Raw genomic sequence first — 17430 nt, forward strand, 5'->3', positions numbered from 1 at the left:
GACCTCGCCGGTGGCCGGGTTGGTGGTGGTCAGGATCGCGCCGCCCTGGGCCTCGACGAAGGCGCCGTCGATATAGGCGCGGGTCTCGACGGACAGCGAGGCGGCCAGCGCCTGCCAGTCGGCGTGGGTCCGGGGGTGGTGGATCGTGTCGGTCATGGCGAAACTCCCTTGATCAGGCCGGACGGTTGGCGCGAGACAGCATGGCGTTGCACAGCACCTGGGCACCCAGGGCGCAGTGCTCCGGCGTGGCGTACTCGGCCTCGTTGTGGCTGATGCCGTCGCGGCAGGGGATGAAGATCATCGACGTGGGGGCTACCCGCGAGACGTAGACGGCATCGTGGCCGGCGCCGCTCATCATCCGCCGATAGGGCACGCCCTGGGCCTGGGTCGCCTGCTCGACGGCGGCGATGCACTCGGGGGCGAACTCCACCACCGGCGAGACCCAGATCCGCTCGACCCGGGTGGCCACGCCGAAGGTCTGGCCGGCGGCGGCGAGTTCCTGCTCGAAGCGCGCCTCCAGGGCATCGAGCTCGGCCTCCACCACGTGGCGCAGATCGACGGTGAGGCGCACCTCGCCGGGGATGACGTTGCGCGAGGCCGCCTCGATCTCCAGGCAGCCGCAGGTGACCTTGGTGTCGCCGCTGTCATCGGCCAGGGCGTGGGTCTGCAGGCGGTCGATCAGCCGCGCCGCCGCGGCCAGGGCGTCGCGGCGCAGCCGCATGGGGGTGGGGCCGGCATGGGCCGGCTGGCCGGTGAAGGTGACGTCGAACCAGCGCATGCCCTGCACGCCGGTGACCACGCCGATGGCCTCGCCCGCATCCTCGAGGACCGGGCCCTGCTCGATATGCAGTTCCAGGAAACTGTCCAGCCGCGGCTCGCCCACCGGCAGGTCGCCGGCGTAGCCACTGATCGCCAGAGCCTCGCCGAGGGTCACGCCATCGGCATCGCGGCGGTTCAGGGTGTCGTCGACGGAGAACTCGCCGGCATAGGTGCCGGAGGCGACCATGGCCGGGGCGAAGCGGCTGCCCTCCTCGTTGGTCCAGACCACCAACTCGAGGGGTCGCTCGGTGACGAGGCCCGCCTCGTGCAGGGTGCGGAACACCTCGAGACAGGCCAACACGCCGAGAATGCCGTCGAAGCGGCCGCCCTTGGGCTGGGTGTCCAGATGGCTACCGGTGGCTACCGGATCGAGATCCTGGCGCCGCCCCTCTCGGCGGATAAAGAGATTGCCGACCCGGTCGACCCGCCAGGTGCAGCCGATCGCCTCGCACCAGTCGAGCAGCAGGCGCCGGCCGGCGGCGTCCTCGGGAGTCAGGGCCAGACGGCAGCTGCCGCCGTTCGCGGAGGGGCCGATCTCGGCCATGGCCATCAGCGTATCCCACAGCCGCTGGCCGTCGATGGAAATCGTCATGGTGCGCCTCTTTGGTCGTTGTTCGGGCAGGGCGACCACCGTTGCAGGTGTCGAGGGGCGCCGGGGACAGGTCGGAGAGGAGGTCCTACGCCATGGATGGCGTCGGTAGCGCCCATGGAAGGGTTCACAGCGCCTCCTCGCAGACCTGTCGACGGACCAGCCCCGAGCGACAACGCAAACGGCAGTCCTGGTGTTAGGGGCATTGTGTGCCGTGAGCTCACCTTACGAGGGCGGCACGAAGCCGCGATATACCCCAATCAGGATATGTCGCGCGCTTGCCGGGCCTGGCTAGGCTGGCCTCCACTCGACAGGAGGTATTGCCATGACCACAACAACCATCCACCCGACACCCGACCATCCCGTCCTCGATGCCGAATCGCTGTGGCAGAAGGACAAGGATCACTTCATCCACCCCTTCACCGACTTCAGCGTCTTCCACGAGCAAGGCTGCGACCTGATCACCGACAGTGACGGTATCTATGTCGAAGACGCCCGCGGAAATCGCTTCATCGACGGCATCGCCGGGCTGTGGTGCGTCAACGTCGGGCACGGCCGCGCCGAGATCGGCCAGGCCATGGCCGACCAGGCCACCCGCATGGCCTACTTCTCGACCTTCAACAACCTGTCCAACGCCCCGGCCGCGGAACTCGCCGCCAAGCTCGCCGATCTCGCCCCCGCCCACCTCAACCACGTCTTCTACAGCTGCGGCGGCTCGGCAGCCAACGACGCCACCATCCGCCTGGTGCACTACTACTTCAACCGCCTGGGCAAGCCGGCCAAGAAGCGCATCCTCTCGCGCAACAACGCCTACCACGGGACCACCTACCTGGCCGCCACGCTGACCGGCATCGAGAGCAACAACTGGGACTTCGACACCCTCGACCACCTGGTCACCCACCTCGGCGAGGCCAACTGCTACCGTCGCCCCGAGGGCATGAGCGAGGCCGAGTACTGCGATCACCTGGTGCAGGAGTTCGAGGACACCATCGCCGAGATCGGCGCCGACAACATCGCCGCGTTCATCGCCGAGCCGATCATGGGGGCCGGCGGCGTGCTGGTGGCGCCTCAGGGCTACCATGCCCGCATGCAGGCGGTGTGTCGCGCCAACGATATCCTCTTCATCGCCGACGAGGTGGTCACCGGCTTCGGCCGCCTGGGCCACTTCTTCGCCTCCGAGGCGGTGTTCGACACCCGGCCGGACATCATCAACTGCGCCAAGGGGCTCTCCTCGGGCTATGCGCCGCTGGGCGCGACCCTGATCTCCGACGAGCTCTACGAGGTGCTGGGCACCCCGCAGCGCAAGGGCGGCGTGCTGAGCTCCGGCTTCACCTACTCCGGGCACCCGGTGAGCTGCGCTGCGGCGCTCAAGAACATCGAGATCATCGAGCGGGAGCGCATCTGCGAGAACGTCCGCGAGGTGGGGCCCTACCTGGAGGAGCGGCTGAGGACGCTCTCCCATCACGCCACCGTGGGGGATGTCCGGGGGAGCCACTTCATGATGTGCCTCGAGAATGTGGCCGACAAGGCGACCAAGGAGCTGCTGCCGGTGGAGGCGCGGGTGGGCGACCGGGTCGCCTTCGAGGCCCAGAGGCGCGGCCTGATCATCCGCCCGGTGGGTCACCTGAACATCGTCTCGCCGCCCCTGGTCTGGTCCCGCGACACCGTGGACCGGGTGGTGGCCATCCTCGATGAGGCCTTCACCGCCACCACGGCATCGCTACGCAAGGACGGTTACCTGTAACCCGCCGGCAACCGCCGCATGTATCACTCGGCATGTCACGGCGGGACGAGCCACGGCGCAATGATCAACCACAACAATTCAACAACAAAGGTTAATGACCATGTCACACTCTCCTTCGGGCTCGAAGACCCACCCCATAGGCTTCGGCAGCGCCACTAAGGGTGGCCTGATATTTCTCGTTGTCGTGCTGATTGCCAGCCTCAGCAACTTCGCACTCGTCGACGGCGACGAGTATGGACTCTACAGCCTGCTACCAACCGCAGTGGTACTGGGCATGGCCATCCTCACTCGGCGCACCATCGAATCGCTGCTGGCCGGCACCCTGGTCGGCCTGCTGATGGTCGACCCGACCTCCGTGGTCACCCAGGGCTCGGACATCCTGCTCGGCGTGCTGGGCAACGACACCGTCACCTGGATCATCCTGGTCTGTGGCCTGTTCGGCAGCCTGATCGCCCTGCTGGTCAAGACCGGCGGCGTGCTCAGCTTCGGTGACACCGTGACCCGCCGCATCCACACCAAGCACCAGAGCCTGCTGACCACCTGGTTTTTGGGCCTGATCATCTTCGTCGACGACTACCTGAACGCCCTGACCATCAGCGCCTCGATGAAGAAGATCACCGACCGCTTCGGCATTTCCCGGGAAAAGCTGGCCTACATCGTCGATTCCACGGCGGCCCCGGTGTGCATCCTCGTGCCCTTCTCCACCTGGGCGGTGTTCTTCGCCGGCCTGCTGGAGGAGAACGACGTGACCGGCAACGGCATGGGCCTGTACATCGAGGCCATTCCCTACATGTTCTATGCCTGGGTGGCCGCGGCCATCGTGCCCCTGGTGGCGCTCGGCTGGATGCCCGACATCGGTCCCATGAAGGCCGCCGAGGCCCGCGCCGCCGGCGGCCAGATGATGCCTGAGGGCGTCGACGACACCACCCTGGAAGTGGACGAGAGCAAGCCGCGGCCGCACCTGCTGAACTTCCTGTTGCCGATCGCCACCCTGATCTTCTTCACCTGGTACTTCGAGATCGACATCCTGCGCGGCGTCATCGTGGCGCTGGCCGTGATGCTGGTACTGATCGGCGCCCAGCGACTGCTGAGCTTTCACGAGACCTTCGACACGGCGCTGGAGGGCTTCAAGGCGATGATCATGCCGCTCGGCACCCTGGTTGCCGGCTTCACCCTAAAGGAAGTCAATGACGTCCTGGGGCTGACCGACTTCGTGATCGCCACCGTGCAGCCACTGATGACCTCCGGCATGCTGCCGGCGGTGGTCTTCGTCACCATGGCCTTCCTGGCCTTCGCCACCGGCTCCTTCTGGGGGCTGTTCGCCGTGGCCATGCCCATCGTGCTGCCGCTGGCGGCCAGCGTCGATGCCAGCATGCCGCTGGTGGTGGGCGCGCTCATCTCGGCCAGCGCCTTCGGCAGCCACGCCTGCTTCTACGGCGACTCCACCGTGCTCTCCGCCCAGGGCAGCGGCTGCACGCCGATGGCCCACGCCCTGACCCAGCTGCCCTACGTGCTGATTGCCGCGACCATCGCCACCGGTGTATTCCTGATGGTCGGCCACCTGTGAGACCTGCCATGACGACACGCAACCAAGAGGGCGCCCCGGCGGGCGCCTGCCACGACACCCCGGCGGCCCAGGGCTTCGCCATGCCCGCGGAGTTCGCTCCCCACGACGCCTGCTGGATGCTGTGGCCGCAGCGTCCCGACAACTGGCGCTACGGCGCCAAGCCCGCCCAGCAGGCGTTCATCGAGGTGGCCACGGCCATCGCCGAGAGCGAGACGGTGTTCGTCGGGGTCAACGACGACCAGTACGAGAACGCCCGCGTCCAGTTGCCCGACCACATCCGCGTGGTGGAGCTGTCGAGCAACGATGCCTGGATGCGCGATGTCGGCCCCACCTTCCTGACCCACCCGGACGGCCGCCTGGCCATGGTGGACTGGGAGTTCAATGCCTGGGGCGGCCTGGACGGCGGCCTCTACTTTCCCTGGGACAAGGATCGGCGCATCCGCACCAAGATCGCCGAGATGCTCGGCGTGGCACGCTTCACGGTACCGGTGATGCTCGAGGGCGGGGCCATCCACGTGGACGGCGAGGGCACGCTGATCACCACCGAGGAGTGCCTGCTCAACGCCAACCGCAACCCCGACCTGACCAAGGCCCAGATGGAGCGGGTGCTGCGCGAGAGCCTGGGTGTGGAGACCATCATCTGGATCCCCCGGGGCTGCTACCGGGACGAGACCGACGGCCATGTCGACAACCTGGCCTGCTTCGTGGCTCCCGGCGAGGTGGTGCTGACCTGGTGTGACGCCCCGGATGACCCCCAGTACGCCATTTCCCGCGAGGCGCTGGACGTACTGGAGAGCGCCATCGATGCCCGCGGCCGGTCACTCAAGGTCCACAAGTTGCCGCAACCGGGGCCGCTGTATATCGCCGAGGACGAGGCCAGCGGTATCGACCGCCTCAGTCACTCGCACCCCCGCCAGCCCGGCGACCGCATGGCCGGCTCCTACGTCAACTTCTACATCGGCAACGAGGTGGTGGTGATGCCGCTGCTCGATCCTCAGCGTGATGACCAGGCCCGGGAAATGCTTCAGGGACTCTTCCCGACCCGCCGGGTGGTCGGCGTGCCGGCCCGGGAGATCCTGCTCGGCGGCGGCAACATCCACTGCATCACCCAGCAGCAGCCGCGCTGCCGGTGATCGCCGCCGACGGGGAGGGTAAAAAAACACCGTTTTGAAACTTGTCCGCGAAGTCGCTACTCTAACGACCATACCCCTCAATGGATGAAGGCTATGAAGCGTATCGTGACAACGGGACTGGTCTGCCTGACGCTCGCGCTGGGACTCGCCGGCTGCGGCACGACAACCAGCGAACGGGCCCTGAGCGGGGCCGGCGTGGGCGCCGCGGTGGGCGCCGGGGCGGCCGCCGTGACCGGCGGCAGCGTCACCCGGGGAGCGGTGATCGGCGGGGGCGTCGGGGCCGCCACCGGGGCCGCCACGGATTCGGACGACATCGACCTCAATCGCTACCGGTAATTCCCGGTCGAGGCATGGCACCGGCACCCCGCCGGTGCCCTCCACTCCCTCATAGCACCAGGCTGATCAACAGGGCCGCCCCCCCGACCAACAGGGCGGTCACGACCGCCACCACCACCAGCCGATCCAGCCAGCGATCGAAGACGGCCCAGTCGAATCGTCGCTTCCGGCGACGGCGGGTGGCTCCCCGCCGCGGGACCCGCCGGCCGGAACGCATCAAGATCATGGTCGGGTCCCCGTTGTTCTCCAAGTATCCTTAGCTTAGGGGCTGGCGACGCGCCCCGCTAGTGTTTGCCGCCTACCTGCCGCCCCATTGTTTCCGTGCGCCCTTGCCCCCACCCTGATAATAAGCACGCTAATCTATGGAGCCTCGCATGCCCCGTCTCAAGGATACCCCGCTGTCGGTGCTGGACCTCGCACCGATCCGCCAGGGCGGCAACGCCGCCGACAGCTTCCGCGACAGCGTCGCCCTGGCCCGGCTCGCCGAACGGCACGGCTTCACGCGCTTCTGGCTGGCCGAACACCACGGCATCGAGGGCATCGCCAGTGCCGCCACGGCGGTGCTGATCGGCCACGTCGCGGAGCAGACCTCGCGCATCCGGATCGGCAGCGGCGGGATCATGCTGCCCAACCACCCGCCGCTGGTGGTGGCCGAGCAGTTCGGCACCCTGGAGACCCTCTACCCGGGCCGCATTGACCTCGGCCTGGGCCGCGCCCCGGGCTCGGACGGGGCGACCATGGCGGCCCTGCGCCGGGATCCACGGGCCGGCGTGGACGACTTCCCCGCGCGCCTCGAGGAGCTGCGAGGCTTCCTCGATGAGGCCCGGCCCGGCCAGCGGGTCCGCGCCGTGCCCGGCCAGGGCACCCGGGTGCCGCTGTGGCTGCTGGGCTCCAGCGACTACAGCGCACGCCTGGCGGCCCGGGAGGGCCTGCCCTTCGCCTTCGCCGCCCAGTTCGCCCCGACCCGGCTCCACGAGGCGCTGCGGCTGTATCGCGACAACTTCCGCCCCTCGGCCGTGCTCGAGGCGCCCCATGCCATGGTCGGCCTGCCGGTGATCGCTGCCGACAGCGATACCCAAGCCGAGTACCTGGCCTCCACGGCGCGCCAGAAGTTCCTGGGCATGGTCCGGGGCCGGCGTACCCTGGCCAAGCCGCCGGTGGAACACCTCGACTGGACGCCCCTCGAGCAGGCCCAGGTCGAGCAGTTCCTGGGGGCGGCGGTGATCGGCGGGCCGGACACCGTGCGCGAGGGCCTCGAGGCCTGCCTCGCGGCGACCGGGGCAGACGAGCTGATGCTGCATACTGATGTCTTCGCCCTGGAGGATCGCCTGCGCAGCTACGCGATCGTCGCTGACCTCTGGCAGTCAGGCGCCTGACGACGGGTCGGCGCCCGGCGGGGCAGGAACGTTTCCCTCCCGGCGCTTTCCAACAGGCAGCCATTCACGGCGAGCCGTGGCTCGCCTACCCAGGAGATCCCCATGCCCGACCCCAAGGATCCGCGCCACAACGCCGCCTGGCGGGCGGCGCAGCAGTGGCAGGAACGTGCCCACCAGGCTCGGCCCGGCGGCAACATCGGCGGCCTGCGGTTGCTCTTCACCTGGCTGGTCTTCGGCGCCCTGATGGTCGTCGGCGTGGTGCTGGGCCTGTTCTTCCTGCTGGTCGGGTGGGCCATGCTGCCCATCCTGCGCTACCGCATGAAGAAGCGCATGGAGCGCATGCGCGCCGACCAGGCCGAGGATGTCGGGGGCAGCTTCCATTACCGGGAAACCCGCTATCGCGAGACCCGTAGCGGCGGGGCCCGCCACCGCGACCAGCAGGTCCTGGAGGGGGACTACGAGGTCAAGAACGCCGACCGCGACGACGAGTGGCGCTGAGCGTCACTGCCGGTTCTCCACCCTGCCGGCCTGCTCCTCGGGACCGGCCAGCTTCCCGTGCCCTCACCTGCTCGCCCAACGCACGCCCCTTGCCGTGCGAGTCGACACCTCAGCCCCCTGACGAGTGCTTATCCCCGATGGGCCGCTCGCCTCCTATACTCTGGCTATGGGATCGGCTCCCGCCGCAGCTCATGACAACTCCATTGCCCCTGCGGACCATCTTCGCGCCACTCAAGGGGGACACGCCATGAACGATGAATTCTGCATCCATCCCGCCGTCGACGGCGGCGTACGCCCCGGCAGCGACGATTTCACCGGCGGCACGCTGCACTGCCACTGCACGGAGAGGTCGGTGGAGGTGACCATCAATGCCCAGTGCGCGCACAACCACGTGTGCGGCTGCACCAGGTGCTGGAAACCGCAAGGCGCGCTGTTCTCCATGGTCGCCGTGGTGCCACGAGATGCCGTTAGCGTCACTGCCAACGAGGACAAGCTGGAAATCGTCGATGCCGCCGCGGCGATCCAGCGGCACGCCTGCCGTGACTGTGGAGTGCACATGTTCGGACGCATCGAGAATCCCGACCATCCCTTCCACGGCCTGGATTTCATCCATCCCGAACTGTCCGACGAGACGGGATGGGCGGCCCCCGGGTTCGCCGCCTTCACCTCCTCGATCATCGAGTCGGGCACCGACCCTCAGCACATGGGGGCGGTGCGAGCAAGGCTCGAGGCGCTTGGGCTGACGCCCTACGACTGTCTCTCCCCTCCGCTGATGGATGCCATCGCGACTCACACCGCCAAGGCCAAGGGCGTTCTCTGAAGCCGCCCTCGGCCTTGGCACGGTTGCGGAGCACCCAACGCCCGATGACGCCTCAGCCGCAGGCCGGCGGCGCGGCATCCCGGCCCAGGCGCCGGGCTGTCTCCAGGTGGCCCTGAAGCGCCTCGATGCGGGAGTCGTGGGCGGGATGAGTGGAGAGGAATTCCGGCGACTGCTCGCCGCCCGCCTTGGCCATGTTGCGCCACAGGCTCACACTCTGCCGCGCGTCGAAACCGGCCTCGGCCATGATCTCGAGGCCCATCAGGTCGGCCTCCTCCTCGTGGGTGCGGCTGAACGGCAGGGCAATGCCCAGTCGGGCGCCGATCCCGAGGGCCTGGAGCAACGATGCCTGGCCCACCTCCCCCTCACTGAACAGCCCGACCACCAGCAGCACCGCCTTGATGCCGAGTTGCTGAGTGAGCCGCTCGTTGCCATGGTCGGCCAGCACGTGGGCGACTTCGTGGCCGATCACCGCCGCCAGCTGGGAGGGCGACTCGGCTACCCCCAGCAGACCGGCATTGACGCCGATCCTGCCGCCGGGCAACGCGAAGGCATTGGGGGACGGATCGTCGAACACCACCACCTCCCAGTCCTGGGGCATGGCCACCCCGGGGTAGTGACGCCGCGCCGCCGCCACCACCGCCCGGGCCACGCACTGCACCTGCCGGTTGAGGGAGGCGTCTTGCGTGACGGGCTGACGCTCGCGCATCTCGCCGAAGGTGTCCGCGCCCAACCGGGCCATCAGGGCATCGGGCACCAGCGCCAGCTGGGTGCGACCGGTGGGGGTCTTCTCGCAGCCGGCCAGGGCCAGCAGCGCGCTTAGCAGCAGGACCAGGCGCATCACGCAAGCACTCCTTGAAGGGATCAGGCCGCCAGCATACCCCGTGCACCGGGTCGCGCAACGCCGTGCGCCGATGCATTATCCGGCTAGGATCCCCTTCAGGCGTTCGGCCACGGCATCGGGTCGCTCCACGGAGGGCACGTGGCCGACACCCTCGAGAATCTCGAGCGGCGCACCGTCGAGCTCCGCGGCCAGGGCCTCGAGGCTGGCCGGCGGAGTCGCCAGGTCCTCGCTGCCGCCCAGCAGCTGCACTTTCACGTCCTTCCCGGCGAGCTTGCCGGTGAAGTCGGTGCGGCCGAGCATCTCGCAGAGTCGGGCATAGGAGTCGTCGTCGCCGCGGCCCATCTGGGTACACCAGCCGGTTTTCAGGGCCGGCTCATCCTCGAAGCAGGCCGGGGCGAACCAGCGCGGCACGATCTCGTCGGCCATGGCCGCCAAGCCTTCCTCGCGGACCCGCCCGGCCCGGGTGGTCCACAGCTCGGTGTTGCCGATCACCACGCCGGTGTTGGTCAGGGTCGCCGACAGCAGCCGGCCGGCATGCTCGGCCACCAGCTGCTGCCCCACCACGCCGCCGATGGAGGTGCCGACGAAATGGAAGTGCGCCGCTCCGGCATGGTCGGCCAGGGCCAGGGCCTCGGCGGCGAGCGCCGCGGGGGGGATGTCGCCGCCGTCGGCTGGCCAGGCCTGGCTGGCGCCATGCCCGGGCAGGTCCCAGGTCAGCACGCGATAGCGCGGCAGCAATGTCGGCAGCAGGTCGTCCCATACCGCCTGGCTCATGCCCAGCGGATGGGCCAGTACCACCAGCGGATTGCTCTCGGCGCCCAGCAGGCGATAGGCCACGCTGCGGCCGTCGATGTCGAGAAATGCCATGGAGTCGCTCCTGAAGCCTAACGTCAAAACTAAAGCAATTCATGCGGCGCTTGGGCAATGCCCTCGCCACGATCCCTGGCGCCGGCCCGCCGGGTGACAGCGAGTCGCCTGCCCATGTGATCCGGGCCGTGATGCCCGTCAGAGGTCTGGCGGGGCCGGCTCCACGATGTCGGCACGCCCCCTCGCAGCTCATGGGCAGGCAGGAGCAAACGCCGGGGAGAGTCGTCAGCCCGCCTTGAGCCCGAGGATCTCGCGCGCCTGTTGCCAGGTGGCCACCGGGCGCTCGTATTGCTCGCACAGCCTCGCCACCCGCTCGACCAGCGCAGCATTGGAGGGGGCAAGGCTTTCCTTGTCCCAGCGAACGTTGTCCTCGAGCCCGGTGCGGGTATGGCCGCCCGCGGCGATGGACCACTCGTTGAGGACCAGCTGGTTGGCGCCGATGCCGGCACCGCACCACTGGGAGCCCGGCGCCAGGCGCTCGAGGGTCTCGATATAGAAATCGAAGGTCGGCTTGTCCACCGGCATGGCGTTCTTGACCCCCATCACGAACTGGACGTAGAGCGGGGCCTTGATCCTGCCCTGCTTGGAGAGATTCACCGCCTGGTGGATATGCGACAGGTCGAACGCCTCGATCTCGGGCTTGATGTCGTACTTCAGCATCTCGTCGGCGAGCCACTCCACCAGCTGCGGCGAGTTCTCGTAGACCCGGGTGGGGAAGTTGTTGGAGCCCACCGCGAGGCTCGCCATGTCGGGCTTCAGCGGCAGCATGGCGCCACGTTCTTCACCCGCACCCGAGCGCCCGCCGGTGGAGAGCTGGATGATCATCCCCGGGCAGTGCTTCCTCAGGCCTTCCATCAGCCTGGCAAACTGATCGGGGTCCGAGGTCGGCGACTGGTCGTCGTTGCGGACATGGCAATGGACGATGCTCGCCCCGGCCTCGAAGGCCGCCTGGGTGCTCTCGACCTGCTCGTCGATGGACACGGGAACGGCAGGGTTGTTTTCCTTGCGCGGCAGGCTGCCGGTGATGGCAACGCAGATGATACAGGGATTTGACATGGGAACCTCGCGTGACGCCCAGGGCGTCGTTCAAGAGGAAAGGATGCGTTTCAAGGGCGCGGCATCCTGTGGAAGTGCAAGCGCCTAGGCTCGCTCGATCAGCGTGGCGATACCCTGCCCCACGCCGACGCACATGGTGCACAGCGCGTAGCGCTTGCCGGTCTTCTGCAGTTCGAAGGCTGCGGTCATCAGTAGACGGGCGCCGGACATGCCCAGCGGGTGGCCCAGGGCGATGCCGCCGCCGTTGGGGTTGACTCGGGGGTCGTGGTCGTCGATGCCCAGCTCGCGCAGGCAGGCCAGGGCCTGGGAGGCGAAGGCCTCGTTGAGCTCGATGATGTCGATCTCGTCGAGGGACACGCCCTGGCGGGCGAGCAGCTTGCGCACCGCCGGCACCGGGCCGATGCCCATGGTGGCCGGCTCCACCCCGGCGGTGGCCATGCCCAGGATGCGCGCCATGGGCGTGAGGCCGTGCTGCTGCACCGCGGCCTCGCTGGCCACCAGCATCGCCGCGGCACCGTCGTTGACCCCGGAGGCGTTGCCAGCGGTGACACTGCCACCGTCACGGAACGGCGTCGGCAGCTTGGCCAGCTTCTCCAGGGTGGTGCCCGGACGCAGGTGCTCGTCCTGGGCGAAGATCAGCGGCTCCCGCTTGCGCCGCGGGATCTCGATGGCGGTGATCTCGCGGGCGAAGCGGCCTTCCTGCTGGGCGCGCTCGGCCTTCTGCTGGGAGCGCAGGGAGAAGGCATCCTGGTCCTCCCGGGAGACCCGGTACGTCTCGGCGACATTCTCGGCGGTCTCCGGCATGGAGTCGACGCCGTACTGCTGCTTCATCAGCGGGTTGATGAAGCGCCAGCCGATGGTGGTGTCCTCGATTGCCTGGGTGCGCGAGAAGGCGCTCTCGGCCTTGCCCATCACGAAGGGCGCCCGCGACATGGATTCCACGCCGCCGGCCAGCGCCAGCGCGAACTCGCCTGCCTTGATGGCGCGGAAGGCGGTGCCTACCGCGTCCATGCCCGAGCCGCACAGGCGGTTCATGGTGGTGCCGGGCACCGAGGTTGGCAGACCCGCCAGCAGCGACGCCATGCGTGCCACGTTGCGGTTGTCCTCGCCGGCCTGGTTGGCACAGCCCATGATCACCTCGTCGATGGCGGCCGGGTCGAGATCCGGTGCCTCGGCGAGCACCGCCTGGAAGAGGCTGGCGGCGAAGTCGTCGGGACGCACCGCGGCCAGGGTGCCGCCGAAGCGGCCCACGGCGGTGCGCCGCGGATGACACAGGTAGATGTTGCTCATGGAAAAGTCTCTCCTCAGGCGTCGCCGGCATGCTTGCGGTTGGTCTTCTCCTTCAGCTCGCGCAGGACCGCCAGCTCGCGGGCCGAAGGCTCCGGGGTGCTCTCGAGCGCCTCGGCGAAGCGGATCTCCCAGCCGGTGGCATCACGCACGTCCTCGCGGGTCACGCCGGGGTGCAGCGACACCACCACCAGCTCCCTGGTCTCGGGGTCGGGCTTCATCACGCACAGGTCGGTGATCACCCGGGTCGGGCCACGGCCGATGTTGGGCACGCCGTCGCGGCCCTTGCCGTCGCGGCCGAAGCCCAGGGTGGTGACGAAGTCGACGTCCTTCACGAAGGTGCGCTTGGAATGCTTGAGGGTGATGAACACCTCCCCGGCGTTCGTGGCGATCTCGGGAGCGCCGCCGCCGCCCGGCAGGCGCACCTTGGGATCGTGGTAGTCGCCGATGAGGGTGGTGTTGAGGTTGCAGTAGCGGTCGATCTGGGCGGTGCCCAGAAAGCCCACGTCGACATGGCCGCCCTGCAGCCAGTAGCGGAACATCTCCGGCACCGAGACGGTAGTCAGCGCCGACTCGCACAGCTCGCCGTCGCCGATCGACAGCGGCAGCACGTCCGGTCTGGTCTGCAGGGTGCCGGACTCGTAGATCAGCACCACGCCGGGGGCATGGGTCAGGCGCGCCAGGTTGGCGGCCTCGGAGGGCAGGCCGATGCCCACGAAGCAGGTCATGCCGTTCTCGAGCGCCCGGGCGGCGGTCACGGTCATCATCTCCGATGAGGTGTATTCGGTGCTCATCAGGACTGTCCTCCTGCATTATGGACGTTGTCGTCGAGCCAGGCGGTGAAAGCGTCTCGATCCCGGGCGATGGCGTCCCACTCCTTGTAGAAGCGGTTGTCGCGGTCGTAGTAACCGTGGGCATAGGAGGGATAGGCGCCCTTCTCGGCCACGGCGATGGCGCTGATCGCCCAGCCGGGGAGCACGCAGGCGTTGGGCTCGACGTCGAGGTCGTCGACGATCTCCTCGACGGTGACGATGCTGCGCCTGGCGGCCAGCACGGCCTCCTTCTGCACGCCGACGATGCCTTCCACCAGGACATTGCCCTGGCGATCGGCCTTCTGGGCATGCACCAGCGAGACGTCGGGACGGATCGAGGGCACTGCGGCCAGGCGCTCCCCGGTGAAGGGGCACTCGATGAACTTGATCTGATCGTTGACCTTGGGCAGGTCGCTGCCGACGTAGCCGCGCAGCACGGCCAGCGGCAGCCCGGCGGCGCCGGCCTCGAAGGCGCAGGCCATGGCGGCGTGGCTGTGTTCGAGGATCTCGACCCGCTGCGGCCAGCCCTTCTCCACCGCGTCGCGCAGGCGATGCAGGGAGCCCACCCCGGGGTTACCACCCCAGGAGAAGATCAGCTTTTTGACGCAGCCGGCACCGATCAACTGATCGTAGACCAGGTCCGGCGTCATGCGGATCAGGGTCAGGTCACGCCGGCCCTGACGGATGACCTCGTGGCCCGCCGCGAAGGGGATCAGGTGGGTAAAGCCTTCCATGCATACGGTGGTGCCGTCTTCGACATAGCGGGCCACCGCGTCATGCAAGCTGAGGAACTCGGCCATGAGGGGACACCTGTGTTGGGAAGTAGGCTCTGTAGCCGCACCGGGGAGGCGACGGCCAATGTGTTCGCTATGCGATCATTAATTCATTATGCGAACAATTTAGCCTCACCCTCGGGGAACGTCAAACCCCGAGCTCCCGCTGTCCCCGGTCCAGGGCGGCCTCCTCTCCCCTAACCACCGGTCCGTATGGCGTTTCTCTTTACCGACCGGGGCCTTGGGCTACGACTAAGGTCTATCAGGCAGATGAGCCTTCTCATCCTCCGGGCAGGTAGCGGTCATCATGTTCGGCTATCGAACAGTCGTGATAGATTGGACGAGTGTCGGCGACGTCCGGCGCCACCATCAGGCAGGGAGGAGACAGGATGCGGGAAGAGGTGTTGAACCCGGACGACCGGGACTTCGTCACGGCCCTGGCCAGCGGCCTGGAGGTGATCCTCGCCTTCGACGAGGAACACACGAGGATGACGCTGAGCGAGGTGGCGGCACGCACCGGCATGAACCGGGCCCGGGCACGGCGCTTCCTGCTGACGCTGCATTCGCTGGGGTATGTGCGCAAGACCCAGCGCCACTTCGAGCTGGCGCCTCGGGTGCTGCAACTGGGCTATGCCTTCCTGTCCGCCAATGGCTACCAGAGCGTCATCCAGCAGGTGCTCGAGGACATCACCGCCGAGTGCGGCGAATCCTCATCGCTGGGGGTGCTGGACGGCGACGAGGTGACCTATGTGGCACGCTCGGCCGCCAAGCACCGGCTGATGGCCATCAGTCTCGCGGTGGGCACCCGGCTGCCCGCCGCCCACACCTCCATGGGCCGAGTCCTGCTCTCCCAGCTGCCCGACGACGCGCTGGTGGCCTTTCTCGAGCGGGTGACCCTGGAGCGCCATACGGACAAGACCGTGACCGACAAGGCGGTACTGCGCGAGCGCATTCTGGAGGTGCGCCGCCAGGGCTATGCGGTGGCCGACCAGGAACTGGACTCCGGCCTGCGTTCCCTGGCCGTGCCGGCCTTCGATGCCACCGGACGGCTAATGGGCGCCATCAACATCAGCACCAACGCCGCTCGGGTCGATCTGGACACCCTGATCGGCGACTACCTGCCGCTACTGCAGCGCAAGGCCGCAGAGATCCGCGAGCAGGTACGCTAGCCGGCCATCACTGCCTCCAGCGCCAGGCGATAGCCCTGGCTGCCGAGGCCGGCGATCACGCCATCGGCGCGCAGCGAAACGTAGGAGTGGTGGCGGAAGGCCTCGCGCTGGTGGACGTTGGAGAGATGCACCTCGATCACCTTGCCGTCGAAGGCATTGAGGGCGTCGAGGATCGCCACCGAGGTATGGGTATAGGCGGCGGGGTTGATGATGATCGCCGTGGTGCCATCGAGCCGTGCCGCATGGATGGCGTCGATCAGCTCGCCCTCGTGATTGCTCTGCCGGCAGAGCATCTCCCAGCCCCCGCGGGCGGCCTGCTCGCGCAGGGCGTTGTCGATGTCCTCCAGAGTCTCGCGACCATAGATCTCCGGCTGGCGAGTACCCAGCAGGTTGAGATTGGGGCCGTGCAGGACCAGGACCTTGCTCATCGCGAAATCTCCTTCAGCAGTTCCCGCCGGCAGTGGGAGAACACCATATCGGCCAGCTCGTTGGCCGCGGCACACTTAGCGGCATCCTCGCAGAACCGCCGGCGGGCGTCCACGCCCTGAGACGCACAGGCTGACACCATTCGTCATGCCGGCATCGAGCCGTATCTGCTGCAGGTTCCCGTTCGCGGGAGCCGGCACCTTCTCGACGCGCTGACTGGGCAGCGACCGCTCTCTCTTCCTGTCCAGGCGATGCGCCGTACGGGTTACCCGATGTCCGTTGTTGGCGGCCCCCTCCCCGCCAAAACATCCAATCTGGTCATATTGCCCTCCCGGCTTGCTGTTGCCTGTCGCGCGCCGTGCCGACAATACCGATCAGCAAGGAAGGCCGAAGGGCAAACCCCGAGCAACGCCATGCCTCCTTGTCGTTTCACGACACATCCCGGTGGACGCGGCCAATCACCGCCCAGCGCCGGCATGCCCAGACCCACAACAAGACCCCCGAGGTGACACGATGGATAAGACACGACTGAAAGGAAAGAGCTGCCTGATCACCGGTGCAGCGCGCGGCATGGGTGCCGCCGTGGCGGAACACTATGCCGAACAGGGAGCCAGCGTCTGTGTCGCGGACCTGAACCTGGAAGGCTGCGAGGAAGTCGTCAAGCGGATCACCGAAAAGGGCGGCCAGGCCATCGCCGTCAAGCTCAACGTGACCGAGCGCGACCAGATGCGGGATGCCGTGAAGGCCACCGTCGATGCCTTCGGTAGCCTCAACGTGATGGTCAACAACGCCGGCATCAACAAGCCACTGATGTTTCTCGACATCACCGAAGAAAACTGGCACCAGATCATGGACGTCAATGCCATGGGCTGTCTGATCGGCATGCAGGAGGCCGCCAAGCAGATGATCGCGCAGGGCAAGGAGAATGGTCCCTACAAGATCATCAATGTCGGCTCCATTCTCTCCCGCCAGGCCTTCGACGACGTGGTGCCTTACGCCTGCAGCAAGCATGCCGTGCTGGCCATGATCAATGGCGGCGCCAAGGCGCTTGTGGATCACAACATCACTGTCAACGGTTACGGTCCAGGGGTCGTACGTACCGAACTGTGGGAACAGCTGGACAAGGACCTGGTCAGCATTGGCAAGTTTGACAAGCAGGGCCAGTCCATGGACGAGCTTGCCGAGAAGATGATCCTGATGAAGCGCTACTCCTATCCGGAAGATGTCGTCGGCACGGCAAGCTTCCTGGCCAGTCCGGAGTCGGACTACATGACCGGCCAGCTGCTGATGATCGATGGCGGCATGATCATGCAGTGA

18 protein-coding genes are annotated in these 17430 nt (G+C 67.6%); 9 read left to right on the forward strand and 9 right to left on the reverse strand.

Annotation, left to right across the window (positions count from 1 at the left end; translation table 11 throughout):
• Positions 1-172: 172 nt before the first annotated feature.
• A complete protein-coding gene (locus EKG36_RS18260; RefSeq protein WP_126486652.1) occupies positions 173-1411 on the reverse strand; it encodes a M20 family metallo-hydrolase in 1239 nt (412 codons plus the stop codon).
• A 322-nt stretch (positions 1412-1733) separates the two neighbouring features.
• On the opposite strand from EKG36_RS18260, the gene EKG36_RS18265 reads away from it, so the two are divergent.
• The 4 genes from EKG36_RS18265 to EKG36_RS18280 all read left to right on the forward strand — a co-directional run bounded on the left by EKG36_RS18265 (position 1734) and on the right by EKG36_RS18280 (position 6188).
• Complete coding sequence (locus EKG36_RS18265; protein ID WP_126486653.1) at positions 1734-3152, forward strand: aminotransferase; 1419 nt, start codon at positions 1734-1736, stop codon at positions 3150-3152.
• A gap of 100 nt (positions 3153-3252) precedes the next feature.
• Positions 3253-4719 (forward strand): Na+/H+ antiporter NhaC family protein, encoded by a 1467-nt coding sequence (locus EKG36_RS18270; protein WP_126486654.1) that lies wholly within the window; start codon positions 3253-3255, stop codon positions 4717-4719.
• An 8-nt stretch (positions 4720-4727) separates the two neighbouring features.
• Positions 4728-5852 (forward strand): agmatine deiminase, encoded by a 1125-nt coding sequence (gene aguA, locus EKG36_RS18275; protein WP_126486655.1) that lies wholly within the window; start codon positions 4728-4730, stop codon positions 5850-5852.
• Positions 5853-5945: 93 nt separating this feature from the next.
• Positions 5946-6188, forward strand: a complete 243-nt coding sequence (locus EKG36_RS18280; RefSeq protein ID WP_126486656.1) for a hypothetical protein — start codon at positions 5946-5948, stop codon at positions 6186-6188.
• A 49-nt stretch (positions 6189-6237) separates the two neighbouring features.
• Here the strand turns inward: EKG36_RS18280 and EKG36_RS20555 are convergent, their stop codons facing one another.
• Positions 6238-6414 (reverse strand): hypothetical protein, encoded by a 177-nt coding sequence (locus EKG36_RS20555; protein WP_185827612.1) that lies wholly within the window; start codon positions 6412-6414, stop codon positions 6238-6240.
• 148 nt (positions 6415-6562) lie between these two features.
• Here EKG36_RS20555 and EKG36_RS18285 point away from each other — a divergent pair, with 148 nt between their 5' ends.
• From EKG36_RS18285 to gfa, 3 genes are all read left to right on the forward strand, one after another.
• Positions 6563-7564 (forward strand): LLM class flavin-dependent oxidoreductase, encoded by a 1002-nt coding sequence (locus EKG36_RS18285; RefSeq protein ID WP_126486657.1) that lies wholly within the window; start codon positions 6563-6565, stop codon positions 7562-7564.
• 102 nt (positions 7565-7666) lie between these two features.
• Positions 7667-8062, forward strand: coding sequence for a hypothetical protein (locus tag EKG36_RS18290; protein WP_126486658.1), 396 nt, complete (start codon positions 7667-7669; stop codon positions 8060-8062).
• 247 nt (positions 8063-8309) lie between these two features.
• Positions 8310-8882 carry an S-(hydroxymethyl)glutathione synthase gene (gfa, locus tag EKG36_RS18295; protein WP_126486659.1) on the forward strand — a complete coding sequence of 191 codons (573 nt, stop codon included), beginning with the start codon at positions 8310-8312 and terminating at the stop codon, positions 8880-8882.
• Positions 8883-8934: 52 nt separating this feature from the next.
• Here gfa and EKG36_RS18300 read toward each other — a convergent pair whose 3' ends face one another.
• From EKG36_RS18300 to EKG36_RS18325, 6 genes are all read right to left on the reverse strand, one after another.
• Positions 8935-9720 (reverse strand): M48 family metallopeptidase, encoded by a 786-nt coding sequence (locus tag EKG36_RS18300; RefSeq protein ID WP_126486716.1) that lies wholly within the window; start codon positions 9718-9720, stop codon positions 8935-8937.
• A 78-nt stretch (positions 9721-9798) separates the two neighbouring features.
• Positions 9799-10590, reverse strand: coding sequence for an alpha/beta fold hydrolase (locus tag EKG36_RS18305; protein ID WP_126486660.1), 792 nt, complete (start codon positions 10588-10590; stop codon positions 9799-9801).
• Positions 10591-10815: 225 nt separating this feature from the next.
• The gene (locus tag EKG36_RS18310; RefSeq protein ID WP_126486661.1) at positions 10816-11646 is read right to left on the reverse strand and encodes a 3-oxoadipate:acetyl-CoA acetyltransferase; all 831 of its coding nucleotides are present in this window, start codon (positions 11644-11646) and stop codon (positions 10816-10818) included.
• A gap of 84 nt (positions 11647-11730) precedes the next feature.
• The gene (gene pcaF / locus EKG36_RS18315; protein WP_126486662.1) at positions 11731-12936 is read right to left on the reverse strand and encodes a 3-oxoadipyl-CoA thiolase; all 1206 of its coding nucleotides are present in this window, start codon (positions 12934-12936) and stop codon (positions 11731-11733) included.
• 14 nt (positions 12937-12950) lie between these two features.
• Positions 12951-13727 (reverse strand): CoA-transferase subunit beta, encoded by a 777-nt coding sequence (locus EKG36_RS18320; protein WP_126486663.1) that lies wholly within the window; start codon positions 13725-13727, stop codon positions 12951-12953.
• A complete protein-coding gene (locus EKG36_RS18325) occupies positions 13727-14545 on the reverse strand; it encodes a CoA transferase subunit A (protein WP_126486664.1) in 819 nt (272 codons plus the stop codon). The genes EKG36_RS18320 and EKG36_RS18325 overlap by 1 nt, the downstream gene beginning before the upstream one ends.
• Before the next feature lie 362 nt (positions 14546-14907).
• Between EKG36_RS18325 and EKG36_RS18330 the strand changes: the two genes are divergently transcribed.
• Entirely contained in the window at positions 14908-15687 is a 780-nt protein-coding gene (locus EKG36_RS18330; protein WP_126486665.1) for an IclR family transcriptional regulator domain-containing protein, read from the forward strand.
• On the opposite strand, the gene aroQ is transcribed toward EKG36_RS18330, so the two are convergent.
• The gene (aroQ, locus tag EKG36_RS18335; RefSeq protein ID WP_126486666.1) at positions 15684-16115 is read right to left on the reverse strand and encodes a type II 3-dehydroquinate dehydratase; all 432 of its coding nucleotides are present in this window, start codon (positions 16113-16115) and stop codon (positions 15684-15686) included. The genes EKG36_RS18330 and aroQ overlap by 4 nt on opposite strands.
• Positions 16116-16626: 511 nt before the next feature.
• On the opposite strand from aroQ, the gene EKG36_RS18340 reads away from it, so the two are divergent.
• Positions 16627-17430 (forward strand): SDR family NAD(P)-dependent oxidoreductase, encoded by an 804-nt coding sequence (locus tag EKG36_RS18340; protein ID WP_126486667.1) that lies wholly within the window; start codon positions 16627-16629, stop codon positions 17428-17430.

The organism is Halomonas nitroreducens (assembly GCF_003966155.1).
GTDB classification, from domain to species: Bacteria; Pseudomonadota; Gammaproteobacteria; order Pseudomonadales; family Halomonadaceae; genus Halomonas; species Halomonas nitroreducens.